The organism is Pseudomonas sp. D1-36, assembly GCF_051132205.1.
Classification (GTDB): domain Bacteria; phylum Pseudomonadota; class Gammaproteobacteria; order Pseudomonadales; family Pseudomonadaceae; genus Aquipseudomonas.
On the sequence record NZ_CP071674.1, the window covers coordinates 4721693 to 4746906 of the forward strand.

A 25214-nucleotide genomic window follows, 5' to 3' on the forward strand; every position below is an offset into this window, starting at 1 on the left:
CACTTCTTCTTCGGCTCCGTCTGTTTCAGTATGGATACACCCTGTTTCCAAGGGCCCACGCTGAAAAGGATCTGAGCATGTTCAAACTCGCCGTACTTCCTCTCGCCGCCTTGGCCTTGAGCGCCACCGCCCAAGCCGCCGACATCGGTGTCAACCTTGGCAGCACCGAACGCGTCACCCGCCTCTTCGCTTACCCCAACAACTGCAATGTCATCTGTTTTCGCAACTGGACACTCGAGCAGACCGTCGAGCATTATTTGACGCAAAGCGTCCAGCGCGACGGCTACGACGCGGCCAAAGTCGAGGTCAAAAGCGACAACGGCACCGTCTACGCCAACATCAGCGGCGTGCCGAAGAGTTATGGCCAACCGTTGGCCGCCTTGCTCAACGCCGGCGACCTCGCCTATAACGGCGCCACGAAACTCAACACCGATAAAAAATGGGCCTACAACTGGTACCTGTTCCTGCCCCTGGGCATGGCCCTGGAGAACCGCAAGAGCGTCGAGCTGCTGCACTTCCCGCCGGATTATTCGCTGACCCAGGCCCAGGATTACCTGGAGTCGGCCACCACCGACCGCTGGGCCACGCTGCTGACCGCCAACGGCATCGCCGCCGGGGACACGCCTGCTTACCAGACCATCATCGACATCGCGCCCATTGCGGCGCCGTCCAATGCGGGCAGTACACTCGCCGGCCTGTACAGCTATTTCAACGATTACCAGACCACCATGGTCAAGGAAGTCACTCGGAACGCCAGCGGGGCGTCGCTGCCGATGGTGGCTTTCGGAGCGCCCGTCCGGGACTGGATCAAGACCCAATACGGCCAGGCCGTGGCGGTACTCGGCCTGGCGACCATCGAGCCTGCGCCGGGGGCCAAGGTTCCGGTGCTGGGCTCCAACCACCCCAGCTACATCTGGTACGCAGCCGATCCGGACAGTTATGACGGCGACCAGGCCAAGGCCGATGCCGCGGGCTTGAAAGTCATGGGCCAGGACCTGAGCGCTGCATGCTGGCAGGCCGGAATGGGCAGCAAGCCAGGCACCGACCCGAGCGCATTGCTGAGCCAATGCACCCAGACGTGGCAGGTCACGCAAAAAGAGCAGACTTGCGAGCTGTTCTATACCTCGGTTCGCAAGCTGAGCGAGGTGGACGCAGACAAGAAGTGCGAAACACCACCGGTCAAATCGCAACTGCAGCAGTTGAAAGTGCCCATGCCATTACCCGCCGAAGCCGTATAAACCCTGACGAGCCTTTCCTGTGTAAGCCTGCGCTCACACGGGAAAGCGCTTATGGCACCTGTCAGAGTCGACAGTAGATACGCATCACGGCTTGGAGGAAGCTATCGGAGTTTTTAACCGCCGCCGGCTGGAGGCCAGCGCTGAAAAGTCGAGTGTCCAGCACCGACAAGGACGGTCATGATCGAATTCATCGACAATTGCGTCGATTCAAAGACCCGGGACTGCATCTATCCGGGAAAACAATTCAGCCCTCGCCAGGGCTATCCCTCGGTGCGCGATTTTGAAGTGCGCCAGACCAACGCCGGTCGCGGCAATGGGATCATCGCCCGCAAGCCATTCGCCCCCATGACGCGGATGTGCAGGGTATCGGGGCTGCTGATCAGCCGCCGACGCCTGCACACATTGCAGCTTCTGCCGGATGTCCACATGTACGACCCACACTTCGCCGGATTGCTGCTGCACTCCTGCAATCCCAATGTCTTCCTGGACATGAGCGAATTGTGGCTGTGGTCCCTGACGGATATCCGTGAAGGCGACCGCCTGGCGATGGACTACGCCAGTACTGAACGCAAGCTGTATCGGCAATTCGCCTGCCGGTGCGGTTCATCCAACTGCCACGGCTGGATCACTGGCTATGACGAATCGCCGAATGAGCGAGGAATGGAATTTTTGCGGCACTGGCGGCGCCGTTGTCATCGCGACTAGAGGTTGCCCTCAGGGCGCGTCGACCGGACGTAGCCGATACTGCGGCGGCAGTTGCTCGAAGCCGCTGATCGTGGTGTCCAGGCTTTTCCAGCGCCCGTCCTTGATGCCGTAGATGCAGCCATGAATCGACAACTTCTGCCCACGGTGCCAGGCGTTCTGCACGATGCTGGTGTGGCCCACGTTCGCCACTTGCTGGATCACGTTGAGCTCGCACAAACGGTCCACGCGTTCTTCTTCGGTGGGGAGCTTGGCCAAGGCATCGCGATGCTCGTAATACAGATCGCGAATCGAGCGCAGCCAGCCGTCGATCAGGCCCAGTTGGCGGTCCTGCATCGAAGCACGCACGCCGCCGCAGCCGTAGTGACCCGTCACCAGGATGTGCTTGACCTTAAGCACGTCGACTGCGTATTGGATGACCGAAAGGCAATTCAGGTCAGTGTGCAGTACGACGTTGGCGACATTGCGGTGCACGAACAGATCACCCGGCAACATGCCAACGATTTCGTTGGCCGGTACCCGCGCATCGGAGCAGCCGATCCACAGGTATTCAGGGGTCTGCTGACGAGCCAGCTTGGCGAAGAAGTCAGGATCCTCCTGCTTGATCGCATCGGCCCAGCGCGCGTTGTTATCAATCAGATCTTGTAATTCATTCATGCTGTCCAGCCTCGATAGAGAGTGCCCAACTGTGACAGACGACCGCCGGTCGAGGTCACGTCGGCGATGCATTGGAATTCCTGGCCCCACAGTCGGTCGACTCTTAGTAAGGCCCACAGTATGAGGAATTGCCATGAATGATTCACGACGTCCCTACGATGCGGTGCAACCGGAACCCATCGACGACAACGAAGACCGCATGGGCTCGATGCGTGAGCTGGAATTCGATGACGATGAATACGACGCCAGGATCGGCGATGAATTGCCGGAGGAAGAACGCGAGCAACTGATGCCGGATGAACGCGTGCGTGAAGCGGGCATGACAGGGGCCTCGATGGAAGACCGCCAGCCGACCGATGATGACATGAGCCCCGAAACCTTGATCCACGAAGACGGTGCCCGGGACGCCCGCGAGGCCGGCGAGGATGAGCAGGCCGATTGGGACCTGAGCATCGTTGGAGAAAACGATATAGGTGGAGGCGACGGGTTGGACGAAGCGGAAATGGCCGATATCGATCCGCTCGACGGCAAGCGCTGACCGGTAACGCCACCGCTCCCACAGTGGTTTTGTGCTCTCAGGTTCTGGGAACGCCATTGGCCCTGTGGGAGCGGGCCTGCTCGCGATGACCGCAGACCAGTCGATTCAATCCACCAGCGTACACGCCATGACCACCGCATCCTCGCGCCCACCCACGGCAGGGTAATAGTCGCGGCGCCGCCCAACCTCGTTGAAGCCATAGCGCTCATACAGTCGGAACGCCGTGCGATTGCTGTCGCGCACTTCCAGGAAGCACTCACGCGCCTCGGCCTTGTAGGCAATCGACATGAGGTGTTCCAACAGCCGCAGGCCTAAGCCCCGCCCTTGGTTTTCCGGTTTGACGGTGATGTTAAGCAGGTGCGCCTCATCCAGGATGATCTGCACCACCCCATGGCCGACTTGCTGCTGGCCTTCGAACATCAGCCAGATCTGGTATTTGCCCAGCCCATCAAGAAATATCCCGCGGGTCCACGGGTGGCTATAGGCCGCGTATTCAATCTTCAGCACAGCGTCGAGGTCCGCCTCGGTCATCGGGCGGAACGATACAGCGTCACTCATTCGATTCTTTCCAGCGCGCCATCAGCCGGCGCATGGCTTGCCAGACTTCAGCCTTGCGCTGTGGCGTTTCCATTAACGATTCAAGCCCCGGCAACGCCCAGGCAGAGCCCAGGCCTTCGACCTGCAATTCACGGTAGAACGCGTCGAAGTCCGCCTCGCCAGCGAATTTCACCGCGGGCAGGCCAACCAGCCACAAGCACACACACGGTTCGTCTTCGAGCCGCGCCGAGACGAATCCCTGGACGAAATCCCGAGCCGCCTCGGGCCCCTGGTCCATCGTGCCCCGCGACAACAACGGCCAGCGCACCGGTTCGCCAATGATCTGCGGGCTGTCCGGCAGGCCAGCGGCGCGCAGCATGTCCTTGAGCAACAGGTAAGCGGGATCGCGGCTTTGGAACGGCTCGCCTGTGGGTAACTCCACCAGCAACAGGCAACGGCCGGCCCGCAGCAATTGCAGGGCGAAGCGCGGCGGCGGCACATGGGCGACCTTGATCGGGGCCGGCGCTACGTCGGCCTCTTCTACCGGTTTGGCATTCGTACGGGTCGAGGCCAAGCTCGGACGCGGGACTTCGATTTTCGGCCGTTCAGCGGCAGGCGCAACCGGTTCGGCGGCAGCCTTGGCTACGGGCGCTGCGTGAGGCGGCGCGATTTCCACCGGCTCCGGCGTTTCCAACAGCTCAGGCCGCGATGGCGCGGCAAAGGGCAATTCGGTACGCGGCAGCCAATTGACCACCTGCATGGCGGTCAGATAAGCGCGGCGACGGGACTCGATAAGCAAAGGTCGGCCACTTGGGGATAACTGAAAGTGGCAGCGATTCTACCGCCCTTCGGCGCGGACCGCTTCCCTGTCGGTGGATTAGTTGATCAATACGCGACGACAGTCCGTCTCGGGGGTGAATCGCAACCGGCCCGATGCAGTACAATCGCCGCTTTTAATTGCCAACCCGACGGCCATTGCGATGATCGAACCCAAGCGCGTCTTGCGCGCCCTCGCTGAACACTGGGCATTGCTGGAACCTTTGTGTGAGCATTTCGACCAGGGCACCCTGAGCCTCAACGAATTGCGTTCACAGCTGGCCGCCCAACAATTGGACAGCACGCCCCAGGACATCACCCATCTGCTGGACGTGTGGATCCGCCTGGACATCCTCGTACCGGTCGCGAAAAGCCCGAACCGCTTCGAGCTCAACGCCCAGATCCACGATTTCCTCGCCTACCTGCGCCGCGAACACCGCTTGGGCCTGTGCCTGGAAATCGAAGCCTACCTGCGCCACCTCGAGCGTCTGGCCGGCTATATCCAGGACGCCTTCGATGTGCGCGACGGCAACGACCTCGCCCGCCAGTTGCGCCTACTGGACATGCGCGTGCGCGACGTTCTCAAGAAGCTCGCCAACGACGAACAGGCGCTGGTCGCCGTCGCCGAACGGGCCAAGACCAGCGACCGGCAGATCCCGCTGCGCCAGCGCTACGCCGAAGTGCTGGCGACCTGGGACGAATACGTCGAGCCGATGATCCAGTTGGTGAACGCCGACGGCGCGTTCGAGCAAGGTGTGCGCAAGGTCGAGAATGTATTGCTGCGCATGCTCACCGAACAGCAGCGCCTCGGTCACCTGGTGGACGACGACATGCTGCTGCGCACTCACGCGCGAATCCTGGAGATGCAGACCAGCGCCCAGCTGACCCTGCGCCATGCGCGTGAGCTGCTGCTGCCGCTGCGCGAAGAGGCCCGCCGCCACAACGCCGTGACTCGTGGCGCAGCCCTGGCCCTGGCCGCCATTCGCCGTAAAGGTCTCGATGCCGTGCCGCAAGCGGCGATGCCGCTGTTCACCCGACCGCAAAGCACCTTCCTGGGCAGCGCCAGCCAGGTCGAAGCCTACGTGTATGCACTGGCCCGCTTCGAACCAAAACCGGCGCGGTTCCCCAAGTCTCACAAGGCCCACAAGGGCGGCGATGCGCCGCGTGCGCCACGCACCGTGCGCGAGATGGTCGAGCGTTGCGAAGATGCCCTGCCGATGCCGGACCTGATGACGTGGCTGCTGGAGCAGGAACCGGACGGCGCCACCGACGAATTGCTGTACTGGTTCTCGCGCCTGTCGCGGGAAAAACGCTTCAAGCGCGAGCGTCTGGAACGCCGCGACTACCATACTCACGAGCATCAGGTCAGCCTGCGCTCCTTCGCCCTGCTCTCGGCCGGCGACACCGCCGCCGAGGATTCTGCGAGCATCCCCCATGCATCTTGATCTATCCGAACTGTCCCAGCTGGCGCCGATCTTCCGCGAGCTGTTCAAGGGTTATCACGTCAGCCGCCGCGACCCGGAGCTGTACGCCCAATTATCGAACTTCCAGGATCAATACCGCACGCTGTTCAAGGCCCTGGGCTTCGAGCTGGTGTGCGATACCCGCGGGTTCTATTACTTCGTGCCAGACCTGGCCGCCGCGGCAGTGAACAAGACCGCCCAGCGCCTGGCCCTGTTTACCTTCATCCTCGTCGAGCACCTGGCCGACCAGGGCCGCGACCCGATCGCCGTGCTCGACGGTGGCAGCCTGGGCCGTGATGAGCTGCCTTCGCTGCTGGAGAAATACCGCGACCTGTTCATCCAGGCCGAAGTGCAGACCCAGGAAGAGTTGGAAGAAAAAATCATGCGCCGCATGACCCAACTGGGTTTCGCCAGCGAAGAGAACGGCGTGTACCGCTTCCTGCCGCCAATGCATCGCTTCCTCGACGTCTGCCTGTCGGTCCAGCAGGACCGCGACCTGGCCGCCAGCCTGCACAGCGTGTTGCCGCTGCCAGCGCCGGTGCTGATCGACGAAGACAGCGACGAAAAACTGCTTCAGACCGATGACCCGCTGGACCTCAGTGAATTCGACGGTGAAGAAGAAAGCGAAGAAGACGCACTGGCCCGCGCCATTGCCGAAGAACAGGAGACCGACGCATGAGCAAGGAACGCTACGGCATCCGCCGCTTTGCCCTTTTGAACACCGCCGGCTACAGCCTCGGCCTGTTCCCCCTGGAGGAACCGCTGTCGGTGTACGGCGCGAACAACCTGGGTAAATCCGCCTCGATCAACGCCCTTCAGTTTCCGATCCTGGCGCGCATGTCGGACATGAGTTTCGGCAAGTACAGCCTGGAACAATCCCGGCGCTTCTACTTTGCCTCCGACACCAGCTACATTCTGGTGGAAGTCGCCCTGCCCCACGGCCCACACGTGATTGGCGTGGTAGGTCGCGGCCCTGGCGGCGGTTTCGGCCACCAGTTCTTTGCCTATGCCGGCAAACTGGACCTGGCTCATTACCAGAAAAACGACACCTGCCTGCGGCAGAAAGAACTGTTCACCAACCTGGAGCGCGAGGGCCTGAAAGCCTACGAACTCAAGCCGGATGAACTGCGTCGCCTGCTGGTGGGCGGCCACACTTCGATTCCGCTGGACCTGACGCTGATTCCGCTTCGCTCCACCAGCGAGCAAAGCCTCAAGACCTTCCGCGCGTTGTTCATCAACCTGCTGCACATGCGTGAAATCACCGCGGCCAAGCTCAAACAACTTTTCCTCGATGCGTTCGAGCACAGCCTGCGCTCCGGCAGCGTGGACTACATCGCGGCGTGCGAAGAAGCCTTCCGCGACGTACGACGCATGGAGCAGGACTACAACTCACTCGTGGCGGCCGGTCCGCTGGTGGAAGCCTTGGCCAATGGCGTGAAGCAGCGCGATGTCCTGCGGGGCAAACTGCATCGGCTCTCGCCGCTGCTCGACTCGCTGCTGGGCACCTGGTCGGATTACGCCAGTGCACGCAAGGAAGAGCTGACCATCCAAGCCGAGCATTACCGCAACGAGCAGGATTCGCTGCAGAACGACCAACGCGGCGGCACTCAGGAGCTGATGCGCCTGGAGCGGGAAATCAGCGGCATCCAGCGTTGGCTAGGCGAGCTGTCGGTGCTCAAGCATCGCTTTGCCCTGGTGGATGACGCCAAGGTCCTGGAGCAGCAACTGCTCGCCGCCAAGGACGCTCACGACGAACTGGCCGGCGCCCTGGCCCAGTCCCGTCAATTCAGCGCCGAAGACCTGGAAGAGCGCCTGCGGGACCTGGAAAAACGCCTCAAGTCGGTCAAGCAGCAACTCGACCACGCCGACAACAACAGCTACGCCCGCCTGCGCGAAGAGTTCTCCCAGCAGGACGTGGAACGCCTGATGCGCTTGTTCAACAGCGCCCTGTTCAGCCTGCCGTTGGGCGAACATGGCATCGCGCTGGATGAGAACGGCGAGTGGGTCAAGTCCATGGAGCTGATCCTCGACGGGTTCAAGGGCGAGCGGTTCGAAGTGCCGGGCCTGTCCATCGACCTGTCCCACATCGAGCCGCCGGCCCTGCAAGCCCTGGCCGACCGTGCCGCGCTGCGGGATCAGAAAGAGCGTCTGGAAAAAGAACTCAAGCAGCTCAAGACCCAGCAAGCCGTGGCCGCCGACCGCGCCGCAAGCAAGACCCAGACCGAGGCGCTGTACCAACAAGTGCTGGATGCACAGAAAGCCCTGGAAGACTTCCGTCGCACCCAGACCTTGAGTGCCGAAGAGGGCGAGAAGCTCGAGCAACTGGCGCAGATGGAAGCCGCCCAGGATGAGCTCAAGCGCTCCAGCGATGCCTTCACCGAGCGCGTCCAGCAGTTGTCCGCCAAGTTGCAACTGGTGGGCCGGCAGATCGCCGACATGGAAGCCAAGCAGCGCACCCTCGACGACGCCCTGCGCCGTCGCCAGTTGCTGCCGGCGGACCTGCCGTTCGGTACGCCATTCATGGACCCGGTCGACGATTCCATGGACAACCTGCTGCCACTGCTCAACGACTACCAGGACAGCTGGCAAGGGCTGCTGCGGGTTGACGGTCAGATCGAGGCCTTGTATGCCCAGGTACGCCTCAAGGGCGTAGCCAAGTTCGACAGCGAAGACGACATGGAGCGGCGCCTGCAACTGCTGATCAACGCCTATGCCCACCGCACCGACGAGGCCCTGACCCTGGGCAAGGCGCGCCGCGCGGCCGTCACAGACATTGCCCGAACCCTGCGCAACATCCGCAGCGACTATGACAGCCTCGAGCATCAACTGGCGCTGTTCAACCGCGAGATCAACAAGCGTCAGGTGTCCAACCTGCAGAGCTTCCGTATCGTCCTGGCGCCGAACAAGGAAGCACTCAAGCACATCGACCAGATCATCCACAGCGCCGGCCAGTACGAGGAAGGCGAGACGCTGTCGGTGTTCGACCTCAGCCAGAGCGCCGAGCAGGACAACAAGAACGAAGAAGCCAAGGAGTACCTGGCACGACTGGTGGCGGCGAACCACAACCAGCTCGGCCTCAAGGACCTGTTCGAACTGGCATTCGAGATCACCAAGGTCAATGGCCAGCCGGTGATCCACACCGACATCGACGGCGCGGCGTCCAACGGCACTACCATGACCATCAAGGCGCTGACCAACATGTACTTGTTGCTGCACCTGATGGACCGTGAACAGGCCGGCCGCGTGCGCCTGCCGTACTACCTGGACGAAGCGGCGGACATCGACGAGAAGAACCAGGCCGCACTGCTGGAAACCAGTCTGCAATTGGGCTTCGTGCCGATCCTGGCGAGCGTGAAGCCACAGGTCTGCGCCAGTGTCGCCATCGACCTGGAGGGCGGCAGCGGCCCGAACGGCATCTACATCGATGAGGCGGACTGGAAATACATTCGTCGCCATGATGCCGTGAAGGCCACGATAAACGTCCAGGCCGATGAACCGGAGCTGGATTCGGTTTGAGGTGATCATCTGGATGTGAAAAGGCCGCGATCCAATGGATCGCGGCCTTTTTTGTTATCGCATACTCAGTGGCGAGGGAGTTTGCTCCCTCGCCACGGGTGTTGCATCCGATAAGCTTACTTGGCGAGACTGATCTTCGGCGCCCAGGTCAGCCATTCATCTTCAAACTTGTCGAACAGCGGGAAGGTTTGCTCCGGGCGTGCCGGGTTGCCCATCCGCTCGCCGTCTGGCGTTGCGAATGCGATACCGCCCTGGATCAAGGTTTCAAGCGACTCGGTTCGCACCGTCGCGCCCTTGAACAGGCCGAAGTCCAGGCCGAAGCCGCTGCTGTTCCAGAAACGTGTACCGCTGCGCACCAGTGGCGCGTATTTAGGCTCGATCAGGATGTGAATCAGCACCCGGTCCGCCGTCTGGCCCAACTCGTAGCCCGTGACTTTACCCACGGTCACTTCGCGGTAGGTCACCGGCACGCCAATCTTCAACGAACCACGTCGGGCGGCACTCAACACCAGGCTCAAGCCAGCTTCGGGAACAACACTTTCGGGTGGTTCGGCCAAGGCCACGAAGTTTTTCTGCGGCCCCAGGTTCTTCGTCGCGGGCTGCACTTCGATGTACTGGCCGGTCACCAGGGTTTCCAGATTCGATGTCTTCATCAGTCCCAATTCAGGCTTGACCACCCAGAACTGAGTCCCTGTGCGGGCGATACGCTCGGGCACTTCGGTGATACGTGCGGTAACCAGCACCGACTGCATATCGGCGCTCAGGTCGACGTCCTCGATCTTGCCCACATCCAACCCCTTGAACCGGATCGGCGTGCCGCTGCGCAAACCGTCGGCACGATCGACCTTGATCGTCACGACAGTGCCTCGTTGCTGCGCGGTTTCACGATCTTCGTGCAAACGGAACCGGGGGATGCGCCGTTTCAGCGGCACGTTCGGCTCAGGAGTTTCGAAAGCGATCCCCCCGGCCATCAAGCTTTGCAGGGACTCGCTCTTGACCTGTATCCCGCCGGTCAAGCCGCCCGTGAGGGTAACGCCACTGGCATTCCAGAACCGCGTGGAGCCGTTGACGAGCCCTTCGTATTCCTTCTCGATATGCACTCCGATGATCAGTTGCTTCTTCTTGCGGGAAAACTGGTAGCTCTGCACCGATCCGACCTTGACCTGCTTGTAGAGGATCGGGCTACCGACCTCCAGCGACCCGAGATTTTCGGTCAGCAAGACCAGATGCAGCCCGGGTGAACGAAGGTCCAACGGCGGCGCCTTCGCCCTGGCCTCGAACTCGCGCTGCGGCGCTCCGCCTTTGTCGCCAGGGCGCACGGCGATGTAGTTACCCTTCACCAACGCCTCCAGGCCCGTGATGCCCGCCAGGGAAATCGATGGTTTGACGACCCAGAACTGAGCGCCGGCGACCAGGTAATCTTCCGCCAACGGATCGAGCGTCAACTCGGCGCTGGCGCTGGACAGGTCCGGATCGACTTTCAACGTCTTCAGGCTGCCGACCTGGATGCCCTTGTACATCACTGGCGTACGGCCAGCCTGCAATCCCTCGAAATCACTGAGCTTGACCTTGACGCGAATCCCGGCGGCGGCTGCCTCGAAATCTTCATACAGGCGAAATGGCAGGCTTGGATCCGTCGGAGGGCTGTCCTTGCGGTTTTCCGGAGTAGCAAACGCGATGCCGCCTGCCACGATACTGGCCAGCGACTCGCTGCGTACTTTGACGCCTGACAAATTGGCATCGATGCTAATGCCGCTGGCATTCCAGAAGCGCGTGTGCTTGCGGACCAGGCTGGCATAAGTCGGCTCGATAAAGACCTTGATCTCTACTGCGCGTTGATCTTCGGACAGTGAGTAACTTTTCACCTGGCCAACTTGGATCTGTTTGTAGAAAACCGGACTGCCACGGTCCAGAGACCCCAGTCGATCGGCCTTGATCGTCAAGTGCAGGCCAGGCTTGGCGTCAGACAGCGGGGGCTCTTCGGCCAAGGCCTTGAACTTGCGAGTCGACTCGCCTTCCCCCGGGCTGATGGCGACGTAATTACCGGAAACCAACGTCTCCAACCCGGTAATCCCTGCCAGGCTCACACTTGGTTTGACCAGCCAGAAACGTGTGCCGGTCTTGAGATATTGCTCGACTTCCTTGTTCATCTCGATGGTCGCAATGACCCCCTTCGAATTTCCTTCATCATCAAGCGTGAGGTCCTTCACCTTACCGACCGTCATGCCTTTGTAGACGACCTCTGTCTTGTTGACCTGGATGCCCTCACCGCTTTCAAAACGCACGTTGATCTCAATACCGGTCTCGTTATAAGCACGCCAGCCAAGCCAGCCGCCAATAATCAAGGCAATCAACGGCAGGACCCAGATGGCCGACCAATTTGAAGCCGGTCGGGTTTTAGCAGTAGGCAAATCAGTCATGGTCGTCATCCGACTCCGTGTTATCCCAAATCAGTCGGGGATCGAAGGTTACTGCGGCAATCATTGTAAGGATCACCACGCTGGCAAACGCGATGGCGCCAAGACCGGCTTCGACACTGGCAAGCCGGCCGAAATTCACCACCGCCACCAGAATGGCGATTACAAAAATATCCAGCATCGACCAGCGGCCGATAAACTCAATGAAGCGATACATCAGGATGCGCTGGCGCGCCGACATGGGTTGGTGACGTTGCACGGAAAACAGCAGCAATGCGATACCGACCAACTTGAAGGTGGGGACTACGATACTGGCAATGAATACCACCGCTGCAATGGGAATCATGCCGTGTTGAACCAGCTCGATAACACCCGCCATGATGGTGCTGGGCGCGCCCTGGCCGAGCGAGTTGATGGTCATGATTGGCAGTACGTTGGCAGGGATATAGATAATCGCTGCCGTGATCAGCAGTGCCCAGGTCCGCATCAAGCTGTTGGGACGCCGAGGGTGAATACGAGCGCCACAACGAGTGCAGACTTGCTTCTGGGCGGCGTCGTCCTGCCGATTCAATTCATGACATTCAGTGCAAACCAAAATGCCCGCATCAATTGCTCGCATGGACGTCTTCCCCTGACAACGCGTGCCAGATCTGGTGCGGTGACATCACCACTTCCAGCCAGACCTGAACCAGTAACAAGCTGATAAAGCACACCAGGCCCAACCCCACGGTAATCGCTGCCATGTCCGCAAGTTTGACGATGGCAACCAGTACGCCCATGAGATAAACCTCGAGCATCCCCCAATCCCTTAGATGATGATAAATGCGATACCACAACAAGCCGTAACTTCTTCCAACGTTCCAGCGGATGGTCAGCAGTACAGCCAATTGGCAAAGCAACTTGAGCAACGGAATGCCCATGCTGCATAGAAATACCACCACCGATACACCTTGCATTCCGGTGCCGAACAGACCGACCACGCCACTCCAGACGGTGTCTTGGGCGGATTGTCCGAGCAGATTGAGCTGCATGATGGGTAAAAAGTTCGCGGGTACATACAACAGCAGAGCGGCGACAACCAGGGCAAGGCTGCGATCAATCACATTGTGCCGGTGGGCGTAGAGCTCGTATCCACAGCGCGGGCATTCGGCTTTCTCGCCATCGGCCAACTGAGGCTTGCGCATCAACAGGTCACACTCATGACACGCTACCAGATCGTCCAGGGGTAGATCTGACAACCTATCAATGTCTGACGGATCGGGCATAAACAGCTCTGGGCTCAACTAAGGTGCGGCTATTCTAGTGCTGCGGCTCAAAAATAACTGTGCAAATTTAACATGAGCCGTCGCGGATTTTTATGACGAGCAAAAACAAAACCCCTACCTGCATCAGCAGATAGGGGTTTCGGAATTTAATCTTGACGATGACCTACTCTCACATGGGGAAACCCCACACTACCATCGGCGATGCATCGTTTCACTTCTGAGTTCGGGATGGGATCAGGTGGTTCCAATGCTCTATGGTCGTCAAGAAATTCGGTAGCCAGCGCGTGCCTTGCGGTCACGTTCCAGCGAATGGGTATGTGATAGCGTGTTGCTTGTGAGCATCTCGAACTTTCGGTTCGTTTCGTCTTCACAACACCGCAATCTGGCCTCTTTCGAGTCTACAAATTGCTTGGGTGTTATATGGTCAAGCCTCACGGGCAATTAGTACAGGTTAGCTCAACGCCTCACAGCGCTTACACACCCTGCCTATCAACGTCGTAGTCTTCGACGGCCCTTCAGGGAGCTCAAGGCTCCAGTGAGATCTCATCTTGAGGCAAGTTTCCCGCTTAGATGCTTTCAGCGGTTATCTTTTCCGAACATAGCTACCCGGCAATGCCACTGGCGTGACAACCGGAACACCAGAGGTTCGTCCACTCCGGTCCTCTCGTACTAGGAGCAGCCCCTCTCAAATCTCAAACGTCCACGGCAGATAGGGACCGAACTGTCTCACGACGTTCTAAACCCAGCTCGCGTACCACTTTAAATGGCGAACAGCCATACCCTTGGGACCGGCTTCAGCCCCAGGATGTGATGAGCCGACATCGAGGTGCCAAACACCGCCGTCGATATGAACTCTTGGGCGGTATCAGCCTGTTATCCCCGGAGTACCTTTTATCCGTTGAGCGATGGCCCTTCCATACAGAACCACCGGATCACTAAGACCTACTTTCGTACCTGCTCGACGTGTCTGTCTCGCAGTCAAGCGCGCTTTTGCCTTTATACTCTACGACCGATTTCCGACCGGTCTGAGCGCACCTTCGTACTCCTCCGTTACTCTTTAGGAGGAGACCGCCCCAGTCAAACTACCCACCATACACTGTCCTCGATCCGGATAACGGACCTGAGTTAGAACCTCAAAGTTGCCAGGGTGGTATTTCAAGGATGGCTCCACGCAGACTGGCGTCCACGCTTCAAAGCCTCCCACCTATCCTACACAAGCAAATTCAAAGTCCAGTGCAAAGCTATAGTAAAGGTTCACGGGGTCTTTCCGTCTAGCCGCGGATACACTGCATCTTCACAGCGATTTCAATTTCACTGAGTCTCGGGTGGAGACAGCGCCGCCATCGTTACGCCATTCGTGCAGGTCGGAACTTACCCGACAAGGAATTTCGCTACCTTAGGACCGTTATAGTTACGGCCGCCGTTTACCGGGGCTTCGATCAAGAGCTTCGCGTTAGCTAACCCCATCAATTAACCTTCCGGCACCGGGCAGGCGTCACACCCTATACGTCCACTTTCGTGTTTGCAGAGTGCTGTGTTTTTAATAAACAGTCGCAGCGGCCTGGTATCTTCGACCGGCGTGGGCTTACGCAGCAAGTGCTTCACCCTCACCGGCGCACCTTCTCCCGAAGTTACGGTGCCATTTTGCCTAGTTCCTTCACCCGAGTTCTCTCAAGCGCCTTGGTATTCTCTACCCAACCACCTGTGTCGGTTTGGGGTACGGTTCCTGGTTACCTGAAGCTTAGAAGCTTTTCTTGGAAGCATGGCATCAACCACTTCGTCACCCAAAGGGTAACTCGTCATCAGCTCTCGGCCTTGAGATCCCGGATTTACCTAAGATCTCAGCCTACCACCTTAAACTTGGACAACCAACGCCAAGCTGGCCTAGCCTTCTCCGTCCCTCCATCGCAATAACCAGAAGTACAGGAATATTAACCTGTTTTCCATCGACTACGCTTTTCAGCCTCGCCTTAGGGACCGACTAACCCTGCGTCGATTAACGTTGCGCAGGAAACCTTGGTCTTTCGGCGTGGGTGTTTTTCACACCCATTGTCGTTACTCATGTCAGCATTCGCACTTCTGATACCTCCAGCAAGCTTCTCAACTCACCTTCACAGGCTTACAGAACGCTCCTCTACCGCATCACTTACGTGATACCCGTAGCTTCGGTGTATGGTTTGAGCCCCGTTACATCTTCCGCGCAGGCCGACTCGACTAGTGAGCTATTACGCTTTCTTTAAAGGGTGGCTGCTTCTAAGCCAACCTCCTAGCTGTCTAAGCCTTCCCACATCGTTTCCCACTTAACCATAACTTTGGGACCTTAGCTGACGGTCTGGGTTGTTTCCCTTTTCACGACGGACGTTAGCACCCGCCGTGTGTCTCCCATGCTCGGCACTTGTAGGTATTCGGAGTTTGCATCGGTTTGGTAAGTCGGGATGACCCCCTAGCCGAAACAGTGCTCTACCCCCTACAGTGATACATGAGGCGCTACCTAAATAGCTTTCGAGGAGAACCAGCTATCTCCGAGCTTGATTAGCCTTTCACTCCGATCCACAGGTCATCCGCTAACTTTTCAACGGTAGTCGGTTCGGTCCTCCAGTCAGTGTTACCTAACCTTCAACCTGCCCATGGATAGATCGCCCGGTTTCGGGTCTATTCCCAGCGACTAGACGCCCTATTAAGACTCGCTTTCGCTACGCCTCCCCTATTCGGTTAAGCTCGCCACTGAAAATAAGTCGCTGACCCATTATACAAAAGGTACGCAGTCACCCAACAAAGTGGGCTCCCACTGCTTGTACGCATACGGTTTCAGGATCTATTTCACTCCCCTCTCCGGGGTTCTTTTCGCCTTTCCCTCACGGTACTAGTTCACTATCGGTCAGTCAGTAGTATTTAGCCTTGGAGGATGGTCCCCCCATATTCAGACAAAGTTTCTCGTGCTCCGTCCTACTCGATTTCACTTCTAAGATCCTTTCGCGTACAGGGCTATCACCCACTATGGCCGCACTTTCCAGAGCGTTCCGCTAAAATCAAAGAAGCTTAAGGGCTAGTCCCCGTTCGCTCGCCACTACTAAGGGAATCTCGGTTGATTTCTTTTCCTCAGGGTACTTAGATGTTTCAGTTCCCCTGGTTCGCTTCTTGCACCTATGTATTCAGTACAAGATAACCATCTTATGATGGCTGGGTTCCCCCATTCAGACATCTCCGGATCACAGTCTGTTTGCCGACTCCCCGAAGCTTTTCGCAGGCTACCACGTCTTTCATCGCCTCTGACTGCCAAGGCATCCACCGTATGCGCTTCTTCACTTGACCATATAACCCCAAGCAATCTGGTTATACTGTGAAGACGACATTCGCCGAAAATTCGATCTGGCTCTAAGAGCCACTCACAAATTTTACCTTAGCCTGATCCGTTACCAGTGAAAGCAACGTTCAGTCTATCTTTCTATCACATACCCAAATTTTTAAAGAACGATCTAATCAAAAGACTAGAAATCAACATTCATCATCCCGCGGATGGAATGCTCATTTCTAAGCTTTAAACGTTGGAACCAATCTGTAATGGTGGAGCCAAGCGGGATCGAACCGCTGACCTCCTGCGTGCAAGGCAGGCGCTCTCCCAGCTGAGCTATGGCCCCGTATCGCTACAGGGTACACCATGAAATTGGTGGGTCTGGGCAGATTCGAACTGCCGACCTCACCCTTATCAGGGGTGCGCTCTAACCAACTGAGCTACAGACCCAATCGTCTTTTTCAATGAATCAAGCAATTCGTGTGGGAGCTCATGGAGCCGCTGCTGTCGTCGATTAAGGAGGTGATCCAGCCGCAGGTTCCCCTACGGCTACCTTGTTACGACTTCACCCCAGTCATGAATCACACCGTGGTAACCGTCCTCCCGAAGGTTAGACTAGCTACTTCTGGTGCAACCCACTCCCATGGTGTGACGGGCGGTGTGTACAAGGCCCGGGAACGTATTCACCGCGACATTCTGATTCGCGATTACTAGCGATTCCGACTTCACGCAGTCGAGTTGCAGACTGCGATCCGGACTACGATCGGTTTTGTGAGATTAGCTCCACCTCGCGGCTTGGCAACCCTCTGTACCGACCATTGTAGCACGTGTGTAGCCCAGGCCGTAAGGGCCATGATGACTTGACGTCATCCCCACCTTCCTCCGGTTTGTCACCGGCAGTCTCCTTAGAGTGCCCACCATAACGTGCTGGTAACTAAGGACAAGGGTTGCGCTCGTTACGGGACTTAACCCAACATCTCACGACACGAGCTGACGACAGCCATGCAGCACCTGTCTCAATGCTCCCGAAGGCACCAATCCATCTCTGGAAAGTTCATTGGATGTCAAGGCCTGGTAAGGTTCTTCGCGTTGCTTCGAATTAAACCACATGCTCCACCGCTTGTGCGGGCCCCCGTCAATTCATTTGAGTTTTAACCTTGCGGCCGTACTCCCCAGGCGGTCAACTTAATGCGTTAGCTGCGCCACTAAGAGCTCAAGGCTCCCAACGGCTAGTTGACATCGTTTACGGCGTGGACTACCAGGGTATCTAATCCTGTTTGCTCCCCACGCTTTCGCACCTCAGTGTCAGTATCAGTCCAGGTGGTCGCCTTCGCCACTGGTGTTCCTTCCTATATCTACGCATTTCACCGCTACACAGGAAATTCCACCACCCTCTACCATACTCTAGCTCGACAGTTTTGAATGCAGTTCCCAGGTTGAGCCCGGGGATTTCACATCCAACTTAACGAACCACCTACGCGCGCTTTACGCCCAGTAATTCCGATTAACGCTTGCACCCTCTGTATTACCGCGGCTGCTGGCACAGAGTTAGCCGGTGCTTATTCTGTCGGTAACGTCAAAACACTAACGTATTAGGTTAATGCCCTTCCTCCCAACTTAAAGTGCTTTACAATCCGAAGACCTTCTTCACACACGCGGCATGGCTGGATCAGGCTTTCGCCCATTGTCCAATATTCCCCACTGCTGCCTCCCGTAGGAGTCTGGACCGTGTCTCAGTTCCAGTGTGACTGATCATCCTCTCAGACCAGTTACGGATCGTCGCCTTGGTGAGCCATTACCTCACCAACTAGCTAATCCGACCTAGGCTCATCTGATAGCGCAAGGCCCGAAGGTCCCCTGCTTTCTCCCGTAGGACGTATGCGGTATTAGCGTCCGTTTCCGAGCGTTATCCCCCACTACCAGGCAGATTCCTAGGCATTACTCACCCGTCCGCCGCTCGCCACCAGGTACAAGTACCCGTGCTGCCGCTCGACTTGCATGTGTTAGGCCTGCCGCCAGCGTTCAATCTGAGCCATGATCAAACTCTTCAGTTCAAACATCTTTGGGTTTTGAGAAAACCCTAAACTTGGCTCAGCAATCGTTGGTTACATCTTTGATTTCTCGCGGAGTAACTTGTGATGCTGATAATCTGTTGACTAGCAGTCTGACTCCACAAGCACCCACACGAATTGCTTGATTCAGTTGTTAAAGAGCGGTGGGTTGAGCCTTTCGTCTCAACCGAGGCGCGCATTCTACAGCGCCCCGTGTATCTGTCAAGCGGTTATTTTAAGAAGTTTTCAAAGTTTCGCTTGGAAATCCTTAACAACTTCAACCACTTGCGCTTTCGATCTCTCGTTAGCGGGAGGCGAATTCTACAGCGTTACTCGCTGCTGTCAACACCTCTTTTTTACCGCTTTCGACCGAGAAGATCGAACCGTCGATAGCGCCCAACAAACCGGCCTACCCACTCCTTCCGCGCCTCGATGAACTGAAGCGAAGCACTTACCGAAACCTGGTTAACTCGTTGAAACTCAAGGAGTTTTCCGTTTCGACTGCGCCGGAAGTGGGGCGAATTATAGACATCCAGAATTTGCCGTCAACCCTTTATTTCGTTTTTATTACCGACGGGATCTTCTTGCCGATTAAACGAGGGATCCGCCGCGCAACCGGCCCAATCCTCAGCAACAACAATACGCCGCCTATAAAGGCATATATCGACCACTCCTTGAGATCCGCTCGCACGATCCACAACATATGCAGCAACCCAAGCCCGAGGATCAGGTAGGCCAGCCGATGCAGCTTTTTCCAGCGGGCTCCAAGTCGCCTTTGACTATAACGATTGGACGTAACTGCCAAGGCCAGCAGGCCAAGAAAGCCGAGCGCTCCAACGATGATGTAGGGCCGTTTGCTCAGCTCGACGCCTAACTGCGACCAATCGAACCCCAGGATGAACGCCGCATATCCACCCAAATGCAACACGACGTAAGCAAAGCACCACAACCCCAACTGTCGTCTTACGGCAATCCACCCAGCCCAGCCGGTCAGCTTCTGCAGCGGCGTCATGCTCAATGTGATCAATAGCAGTACCAGGGTTCCCAACCCGAGTCGATCCACCAGCACCTTGCCTGGATCCGGTCCCAACGAATTCATCAACGCTTCGTAAAGCCAAAGCAATGGCCATATCGCCGCTGCGACGAAAACGCCTATCCGCCATGCCAGGAAACGCATCAGTAGTCTTTCCTCAGATCCATCCCTGCATATAAAGAAGCTACTTCCTCCTGGTATCCGTTAAACATCAAGGTATCGCGCACATTGGGGCTCAACAGACCGCTTGGCAAACGACGCTCTCGCGCCTGGGTCCAACGGGGATGATCGACGGTGGGATTCACGTTCGCATAAAAGCCGTACTCATCGGAGGCTATGCTTTGCCAAGTGGTCTTGGGCTGCTCACCCACCAGGCTGATGCGCACGATGGACTTGACGCTCTTGAAGCCATACTTCCACGGCACCACCAACCGTAAAGGAGCGCCATTCTGGTTAGGCAGCTCCCTTCCGTACATGCCAACCGCCAGGATGGCCAGCGGGTTCATCGCTTCATCCAACCGCAAACCTTCCACGTAGGGCCAGTCGATCAATGCAAAACCTGAACGCTGGCCTGGCATGGTCTTGGGGTCCTGCAAGGTTTCAAAACGAATGTATTTGGCCTTGGACGTCGGCTCGACTTGCTTGAGTAACGCGGATATGGGGAAACCAATCCAAGGGATGACCATTGACCAAGCCTCGACGCAGCGCAAACGGTAGATACGCTCTTCGAGCTGATAAGGCTTCATGAAATCTTCCAGTCCATAGCGCCCCGGCTTGCCCACCTCGCCATCCACCACCACGGTCCAGGGCTCGGTTTTCAACGATCCCGCATTGGCTGCCGGATCGCCTTTGTCAGTGCCGAACTCATAAAAGTTGTTGTAGTGGGTTGCATCCTTGAAGGGTGTGATTGCCTCCCCCTTGGCGGTCACCGCATCCCATTGGGTAGCAGGCAGCTTATCGGCAAACCAGGACGGCGCGTTTCCAGGCTCCACATTGGGATAACGCGCCACATCAGCGGCGCCGGCCCAGCGCGGCAGACTGCTTATGGCGACGCCAGCCACGGCGGCCCCCAGCATCTGGCGACGGGATAGATAAAGGGATTCGGGCGTGACGTCCGACTCATGACAATCGGACGACTTGGGGATCTTGATCAGCATGACGACTCCGCAGCATTGGGGGGAGATGCACCAATAGACTGCGGAGTATGGGGGAAATTAGATTAAGGCAACATTTAGCGGCGGCGAAGACGCAACAAATATTGCACCGGACCGGAAGCGGCATAGGCGAGGAAGACCAGCAGCAGGATACGTGGCGGATCGCTGAACACCACCGCAAACACCAGTACTACGGCCAGGATGGCCACGAACGGCACACGGCCCTTAAGGTCCAGCTCCTTGAAGCTGTTGTACTTGATGTTGCTGACCATCAGCATTCCGGCCGCCGCGACCAACAATGCGACCAGGAACGACATCTTCGAGCCCTGGATCCCGTAGTCGCTGAACGCCCAGACCACCCCCGCCACGACCCCTGCAGCCGCAGGACTGGCGAGACCAATGAAGTAGCGCTTGTCCGCAGTGCCGACCTGGGTATTGAAACGCGCCAGACGTAACGCGGCACCGGCTACATAGATGAAAGCAACCATCCAGCCGACCTTGCCCATGTCACCCAGCGCCCAGCCGAATGCCAGCAACGCAGGGGCGACACCGAACGCAACCATGTCGGACAGAGAATCGTATTCGGCACCGAATGCACTCTGGGTGTTGGTCATGCGGGCCACGCGCCCATCCAGGCCATCGAGCACCATGGCGACGAAAATCGCAATCGCGGCAAAAGCGAAGTAGCGACTCGCCCCAGCGCTGTCACCCGCACTTAATGCCGCCTGGGCACTCATGGAGCTGATGATGGAATAGAAACCGGCGAACAGGTTCGCGGTGGTAAACAGGTTCGGCAGCAGATAGATGCCACGATGCCGGACCTTACGGCCTTCCGCGTCATGCCCCTCTTCGACATGCTCGTCGATAGGCAACAGGCTTTCGGCGTCAGGAGCCTGGTTCGGCTCGTCGGGACGTTCGCTCATGGACAGTACCTTGCAACGGTGTGAAAAATTCGACAGGTGCCCGGGGCGACGGTTCGACCCCAAACGATGCAGCTTTATACCAGAAGCCGACGCCCAAACGAAAAAACGCGGCCTGGGCCGCGTTTTTTTCGATCAAGCTCGCGACTCAGTTCTTGGCTTTGTCGACGATCTTGTTGGCACCGATCCACGGCATCATGGAGCGCAGTTGCTCGCCGATGATCTCGATACCATGAGCGGCGTTGTTACGACGCTTGGCGGTCATCGAAGGATAGCCAGTAGCACCTTCGCTGATGAACATCTTGGCGTATTCGCCGTCCTGAATACGTTTCAGGGCATTGCGCATGGCCTGACGGGACTCGGCGTTGATGACTTCCGGACCGGTCACGTACTCGCCGTACTCGGCGTTGTTGGAGATCGAGTAGTTCATGTTGGCAATACCGCCTTCGTACATGAGGTCAACGATCAGCTTCAGTTCGTGCAGGCATTCGAAGTAGGCCATTTCAGGCGCGTAGCCTGCTTCAACCAGGGTTTCGAAACCGGCTTTCACCAGCTCAACGGTACCACCGCACAGAACGGCTTGCTCGCCGAACAGGTCGGTTTCAGTCTCGTCCTTGAAGGTGGTTTCGATGATGCCGGTACGACCGCCACCAACACCGGCAGCGTAGGACAGGGCCACGTTCTTGGCGTTGCCGGACGCATCCTGGTAAATCGCGATCAGGTCAGGGATACCGCCGCCCTTGACGAACTCGGAGCGTACGGTGTGGCCCGGTGCCTTCGGCGCGATCATGATCACGTCGAGGTCGGCGCGTGGCACAACCTGGTTATAGTGGATCGCGAAGCCGTGGGAGAAGGCCAGGGTGGCGCCTTTCTTGATGTTCGGCTCGATTTCGTTCTTGTACAGCGACGATTGGAACTCGTCCGGGGTCAGGATCATGACCAGGTCGGCAGCGGCTACGGCGGAAGCCACGTCGGTGACTTTCAGGCCATGGGCCTCGGCCTTGGCAACAGTGGCCGAGCCTTTGCGCAGGCCCACGGTCACGTCAACGCCGGAGTCTTTCAGGTTGCACGCCTGGGCGTGACCTTGAGAACCGTAGCCGATGATGGCGACTTTCTTGCCCTGGATGATCGACAGGTCGCAATCTTTATCGTAGAAAACTTTCATGAATTTCCCCTATATCCGGCCGTTCCGGCCATTCGCTAATTTGGTTTAGATGCTCAGTACTTTGTCGCCACGGGCAATCCCGGTGACGCCACTGCGTACGGTTTCCAGAATCGAGGCAGTGCCGATCGATTGAATGAAGCTGTCGAGCTTGTCGCTGGTACCGGTCAACTGAACGGTATAGACGCTGGCGCTGACATCGACGATCTGCCCACGATAAATATCGGTAGTGCGTTTGATCTCGGCGCGCTGGGCACCGGTGGCCTTGACCTTGACCAACATCAGTTCGCGTTCGATGTGAGCGCTTTCCGACAGGTCCACCAGCTTGACCACCTCGATCAGCTTGTTCAGGTTCTTGGTGATCTGCTCGATGACTTCATCGTGGCCCACGGTGGTCAGCGTCAGACGCGACAAGGTCGGATCCTCCGTTGGTGCCACGGTCAGGCTTTCGATGTTGTAGTTGCGCTGTGAGAACAGGCCCACTACGCGAGACAGAGCACCCGGTTCGTTTTCCAGAAGCAAGGAAATAATGTGTCGCATGATTAGGTACGCTCCGTCTTGCTCAGCCACATATCGCGCATGGAGCCGTCTTTGATCTGCATCGGGTAGACGTGCTCGCTGGTGTCGACCTGGATGTCCAGAAACACCAGTCGATCCTTCATGGCGAAGGCTTCTTCGAGCCCGGACTTCAAGTCCTTCAGGTCAGTGATGCGGATGCCGACGTGACCATAGGCCTCGACCAGCTTGACGAAATCCGGCAACGACTCCATGTAGGAGTGCGAGTGACGGCTGCCGTAGCTCATGTCCTGCCACTGGCGAACCATGCCCAGTACACCGTTGTTCAGGTTGACGATTTTCACCGGCAGACCGTATTGCAGGCAGGTCGACAGCTCCTGGATATTCATCTGGATGCTGCCTTCACCGGTCACACAGGCAACATCGTTGTCCGGGAAGCTCAACTTGACGCCCATGGCCGCCGGGAATCCGAAGCCCATGGTGCCGAGGCCGCCGGAGTTGATCCAGCGGTTGGGTTTGTTGAACTTGTAGTACTGCGCCGCGAACATCTGGTGCTGGCCCACGTCCGACGTCACGAAGGCGTCGCCGTTGGTCACTTCGCACAACGTCTCGATGACGGTCTGCGGCTTGATTACGCTGCCGTCGCCCTTGTCGTACGGGAACAGGCCCCGATCGCCACGCCATTCATCGACCTGCTTCCACCAACTGGCCACGGCATCTTTGTTAGGAGCCTCGCCAATTTCCTTGAGGATCGCGACCATCTCGGTCAGCACGCTCTCGACAGGACCCACAATAGGCACGTCTGCCTTGATGGTCTTGGAGATGGACGCCGGATCGATATCGATGTGGATGATCTTGGCGTTCGGACAGAACTTCGCCGGACCGTTGATGACACGGTCGTCGAAGCGCGCGCCCACGGCCAGGATCACATCGGCATGGTGCATCGCCAGGTTGGCGGTGTAGCTGCCGTGCATGCCGAGCATGCCGATGAACTGGCGGTCGGTACCTGGGTAGGCGCCGAGCCCCATCAGCGTATTCGTAACAGGCAGGTTGAGCATCTTGGCCAGTTCGGTCAGGGGCTCAGAACCACCGCCGAGGATCACGCCACCGCCGGAATAGAGCACTGGACGCTTGGCCGCCAGCAGCATTTCGGCAGCCTTGCGGATTTGTCCCGAGTGACCGCGCACGGCCGGGCTGTAGGAGCGCAGCTTGGCTTTCTTCGGATAGATGTATTCGAACTTCTCGGCCGGGTTGGTCATGTCTTTTGGTACGTCGACCACGACAGGGCCAGGACGACCGGACTCGGCCAGGTAGAACGCCTTTTTCATGACCTCCGGGATTTCCGAAGCGTGCTTGATCATGAAGCTGTGCTTCACGATCGGCCGGGAGATACCGATCATGTCGGTTTCCTGGAACGCATCGGTGCCGACCATGGTGCTGGGCACCTGGCCGGAGATGATCACCATTGGAATCGAGTCCATATAGGCCGTGGCGATACCGGTAATGGCGTTCGTGGCGCCGGGGCCGGATGTCACCAGAACCACGCCGGCCTTGCCGGTGGCGCGGGCATAGCCGTCAGCCATGTGGGTGGCCGCTTGTTCGTGGCGAACCAGGATGTGGGTCACTTCCGGTTCTTTGAACAGGGCATCATAGACATGAAGAAGAGCACCACCGGGGTACCCGTAGATATATTTGACGCCTTCGTCACGCAAGAAGCGGACGAGCATCTCACCGCCAGATAAAAGCTCCACGTTGTTCACCTCTAAAACGCCAGAATACCGACCCATGGGAAAGGGACGGGTCTTAATAGGTTTACTTCTCGGCAGAGCATGAGCGACGGTGGTCGCCGACTACGTCAGCACTGACTGAGCAAGTATTGGGATCGTCCCAAGTGTTGCGGGCCTTTCCCACCCAGCGCGAGGTAACGCGTTGCGGGT

General features: G+C 57.9%; 18 protein-coding genes, 2 tRNA genes and 3 rRNA genes. 6 read left to right on the forward strand and 17 right to left on the reverse strand.

The annotated features are described in order from the left end of the window. The first annotated feature begins 77 nt into the window (after nucleotides 1-77). Nucleotides 78-1238: a hypothetical protein gene (locus J3P76_RS21125; protein WP_434701207.1), complete on the forward strand. Its 1161-nt coding sequence runs from the start codon at nucleotides 78-80 to the stop codon at nucleotides 1236-1238. A gap of 177 nt (nucleotides 1239-1415) precedes the next feature. Further along, a complete protein-coding gene (locus J3P76_RS21130; protein ID WP_420764049.1) occupies nucleotides 1416-1943 on the forward strand; it encodes a lysine methyltransferase in 528 nt (175 codons plus the stop codon). Between the two features lie 9 nt (nucleotides 1944-1952). Here the strand turns inward: J3P76_RS21130 and can are convergent, their stop codons facing one another. Continuing rightward, nucleotides 1953-2597 (reverse strand): carbonate dehydratase, encoded by a 645-nt coding sequence (gene can, locus J3P76_RS21135; protein ID WP_039594546.1) that lies wholly within the window; start codon nucleotides 2595-2597, stop codon nucleotides 1953-1955. Between the two features lie 133 nt (nucleotides 2598-2730). Between can and J3P76_RS21140 the strand changes: the two genes are divergently transcribed. Next, entirely contained in the window at nucleotides 2731-3135 is a 405-nt protein-coding gene (locus J3P76_RS21140) for a serine kinase/phosphatase (RefSeq protein WP_434562306.1), read from the forward strand. Between the two features lie 105 nt (nucleotides 3136-3240). On the opposite strand, the gene rimI is transcribed toward J3P76_RS21140, so the two are convergent. Continuing rightward, nucleotides 3241-3693, reverse strand: coding sequence for a ribosomal protein S18-alanine N-acetyltransferase (rimI, locus tag J3P76_RS21145; protein WP_047229376.1), 453 nt, complete (start codon nucleotides 3691-3693; stop codon nucleotides 3241-3243). Further along, on the reverse strand, nucleotides 3686-4471 hold the full coding sequence (locus J3P76_RS21150; protein WP_434609561.1) for an energy transducer TonB: 786 nt from the start codon (nucleotides 4469-4471) through the stop codon (nucleotides 3686-3688). Before J3P76_RS21150 ends, rimI begins: the two co-directional genes overlap by 8 nt. A 181-nt stretch (nucleotides 4472-4652) precedes the next feature. Between J3P76_RS21150 and mksB the strand changes: the two genes are divergently transcribed. Genes mksB through mksF form a run of 3 tightly spaced genes read left to right on the forward strand, consistent with a single transcriptional unit; the run spans nucleotide 4653 to nucleotide 9467 of the window. Then, complete coding sequence (gene mksB, locus J3P76_RS21155; protein WP_434609559.1) at nucleotides 4653-5933, forward strand: Mks condensin complex protein MksB; 1281 nt, start codon at nucleotides 4653-4655, stop codon at nucleotides 5931-5933. Beyond that, on the forward strand, nucleotides 5923-6630 hold the full coding sequence (gene mksE, locus J3P76_RS21160; protein WP_181289764.1) for an Mks condensin complex protein MksE: 708 nt from the start codon (nucleotides 5923-5925) through the stop codon (nucleotides 6628-6630). Before mksB ends, mksE begins: the two co-directional genes overlap by 11 nt. Next, nucleotides 6627-9467, forward strand: a complete 2841-nt coding sequence (mksF, locus tag J3P76_RS21165) for an Mks condensin complex protein MksF (RefSeq protein WP_434609553.1) — start codon at nucleotides 6627-6629, stop codon at nucleotides 9465-9467. Before mksE ends, mksF begins: the two co-directional genes overlap by 4 nt. Before the next feature lie 116 nt (nucleotides 9468-9583). Here the strand turns inward: mksF and J3P76_RS21170 are convergent, their stop codons facing one another. The 14 genes from J3P76_RS21170 to J3P76_RS21235 form a co-directional block, all read right to left on the reverse strand. Beyond that, nucleotides 9584-11887, reverse strand: coding sequence for an MlaD family protein (locus J3P76_RS21170; protein ID WP_434562298.1), 2304 nt, complete (start codon nucleotides 11885-11887; stop codon nucleotides 9584-9586). Beyond that, on the reverse strand, nucleotides 11880-12503 hold the full coding sequence (locus J3P76_RS21175) for a paraquat-inducible protein A (protein WP_434562296.1): 624 nt from the start codon (nucleotides 12501-12503) through the stop codon (nucleotides 11880-11882). Before J3P76_RS21175 ends, J3P76_RS21170 begins: the two co-directional genes overlap by 8 nt. Continuing rightward, nucleotides 12490-13149 (reverse strand): paraquat-inducible protein A, encoded by a 660-nt coding sequence (locus J3P76_RS21180; protein WP_434609550.1) that lies wholly within the window; start codon nucleotides 13147-13149, stop codon nucleotides 12490-12492. Before J3P76_RS21180 ends, J3P76_RS21175 begins: the two co-directional genes overlap by 14 nt. A 150-nt stretch (nucleotides 13150-13299) precedes the next feature. After that, a 5S ribosomal RNA gene (gene rrf, locus J3P76_RS21185) occupies nucleotides 13300-13415 on the reverse strand. 154 nt (nucleotides 13416-13569) lie between these two features. Beyond that, nucleotides 13570-16461, reverse strand: a 23S ribosomal RNA gene (locus J3P76_RS21190). A 250-nt stretch (nucleotides 16462-16711) separates the two neighbouring features. Beyond that, nucleotides 16712-16787: transfer RNA gene (locus tag J3P76_RS21195), tRNA-Ala, on the reverse strand. Between the two features lie 27 nt (nucleotides 16788-16814). Continuing rightward, nucleotides 16815-16891: transfer RNA gene (locus tag J3P76_RS21200), tRNA-Ile, on the reverse strand. Between the two features lie 65 nt (nucleotides 16892-16956). After that, a 16S ribosomal RNA gene (locus tag J3P76_RS21205) occupies nucleotides 16957-18495 on the reverse strand. The 16S, 23S and 5S rRNA genes sit together here with 2 tRNA genes alongside, the layout of an rRNA operon. A gap of 550 nt (nucleotides 18496-19045) precedes the next feature. Further along, complete coding sequence (gene msrQ, locus J3P76_RS21210) at nucleotides 19046-19669, reverse strand: protein-methionine-sulfoxide reductase heme-binding subunit MsrQ (RefSeq protein WP_434609548.1); 624 nt, start codon at nucleotides 19667-19669, stop codon at nucleotides 19046-19048. Next, nucleotides 19669-20682 (reverse strand): protein-methionine-sulfoxide reductase catalytic subunit MsrP, encoded by a 1014-nt coding sequence (msrP, locus tag J3P76_RS21215; protein ID WP_434562290.1) that lies wholly within the window; start codon nucleotides 20680-20682, stop codon nucleotides 19669-19671. Before msrP ends, msrQ begins: the two co-directional genes overlap by 1 nt. Nucleotides 20683-20756: 74 nt before the next feature. Next, nucleotides 20757-21602 (reverse strand): CDP-diacylglycerol--serine O-phosphatidyltransferase, encoded by an 846-nt coding sequence (pssA, locus tag J3P76_RS21220; protein WP_420767588.1) that lies wholly within the window; start codon nucleotides 21600-21602, stop codon nucleotides 20757-20759. Nucleotides 21603-21747: 145 nt separating this feature from the next. Continuing rightward, on the reverse strand, nucleotides 21748-22764 hold the full coding sequence (gene ilvC / locus J3P76_RS21225) for a ketol-acid reductoisomerase (protein ID WP_003228216.1): 1017 nt from the start codon (nucleotides 22762-22764) through the stop codon (nucleotides 21748-21750). A 45-nt stretch (nucleotides 22765-22809) separates the two neighbouring features. After that, complete coding sequence (ilvN, locus tag J3P76_RS21230) at nucleotides 22810-23301, reverse strand: acetolactate synthase small subunit (protein WP_003176102.1); 492 nt, start codon at nucleotides 23299-23301, stop codon at nucleotides 22810-22812. A gap of 2 nt (nucleotides 23302-23303) precedes the next feature. Further along, nucleotides 23304-25028, reverse strand: coding sequence for an acetolactate synthase 3 large subunit (locus J3P76_RS21235; RefSeq protein ID WP_420767589.1), 1725 nt, complete (start codon nucleotides 25026-25028; stop codon nucleotides 23304-23306). Between the last annotated feature and the right edge of the window lie 186 nt (nucleotides 25029-25214).

Bases quoted from the DNA above. Each gene is read 5' to 3' on its own strand.
- msrQ (WP_434609548.1), bottom strand. From the start codon at position 19,669: ATGCGTTTCCTGGCATGGCGGATAGGCGTTTTCGTCGCAGCGGCGATA.
- J3P76_RS21180 (WP_434609550.1), bottom strand. From the start codon at position 13,149: ATGCCCGATCCGTCAGACATTGATAGGTTGTCAGATCTACCCCTGGAC.
- J3P76_RS21170 (WP_434562298.1), bottom strand. From the start codon at position 11,887: ATGACTGATTTGCCTACTGCTAAAACCCGACCGGCTTCAAATTGGTCG.
- J3P76_RS21125 (WP_434701207.1), top strand. From the start codon at position 78: ATGTTCAAACTCGCCGTACTTCCTCTCGCCGCCTTGGCCTTGAGCGCC.
- can (WP_039594546.1), bottom strand. From the start codon at position 2,597: ATGAATGAATTACAAGATCTGATTGATAACAACGCGCGCTGGGCCGAT.
- J3P76_RS21175 (WP_434562296.1), bottom strand. From the start codon at position 12,503: ATGCGAGCAATTGATGCGGGCATTTTGGTTTGCACTGAATGTCATGAA.
- J3P76_RS21130 (WP_420764049.1), top strand. From the start codon at position 1,416: ATGATCGAATTCATCGACAATTGCGTCGATTCAAAGACCCGGGACTGC.
- mksB (WP_434609559.1), top strand. From the start codon at position 4,653: ATGATCGAACCCAAGCGCGTCTTGCGCGCCCTCGCTGAACACTGGGCA.
- msrP (WP_434562290.1), bottom strand. From the start codon at position 20,682: ATGCTGATCAAGATCCCCAAGTCGTCCGATTGTCATGAGTCGGACGTC.
- pssA (WP_420767588.1), bottom strand. From the start codon at position 21,602: ATGAGCGAACGTCCCGACGAGCCGAACCAGGCTCCTGACGCCGAAAGC.
- rimI (WP_047229376.1), bottom strand. From the start codon at position 3,693: ATGAGTGACGCTGTATCGTTCCGCCCGATGACCGAGGCGGACCTCGAC.
- mksE (WP_181289764.1), top strand. From the start codon at position 5,923: ATGCATCTTGATCTATCCGAACTGTCCCAGCTGGCGCCGATCTTCCGC.
- mksF (WP_434609553.1), top strand. From the start codon at position 6,627: ATGAGCAAGGAACGCTACGGCATCCGCCGCTTTGCCCTTTTGAACACC.
- J3P76_RS21140 (WP_434562306.1), top strand. From the start codon at position 2,731: ATGAATGATTCACGACGTCCCTACGATGCGGTGCAACCGGAACCCATC.
- ilvN (WP_003176102.1), bottom strand. From the start codon at position 23,301: ATGCGACACATTATTTCCTTGCTTCTGGAAAACGAACCGGGTGCTCTG.
- ilvC (WP_003228216.1), bottom strand. From the start codon at position 22,764: ATGAAAGTTTTCTACGATAAAGATTGCGACCTGTCGATCATCCAGGGC.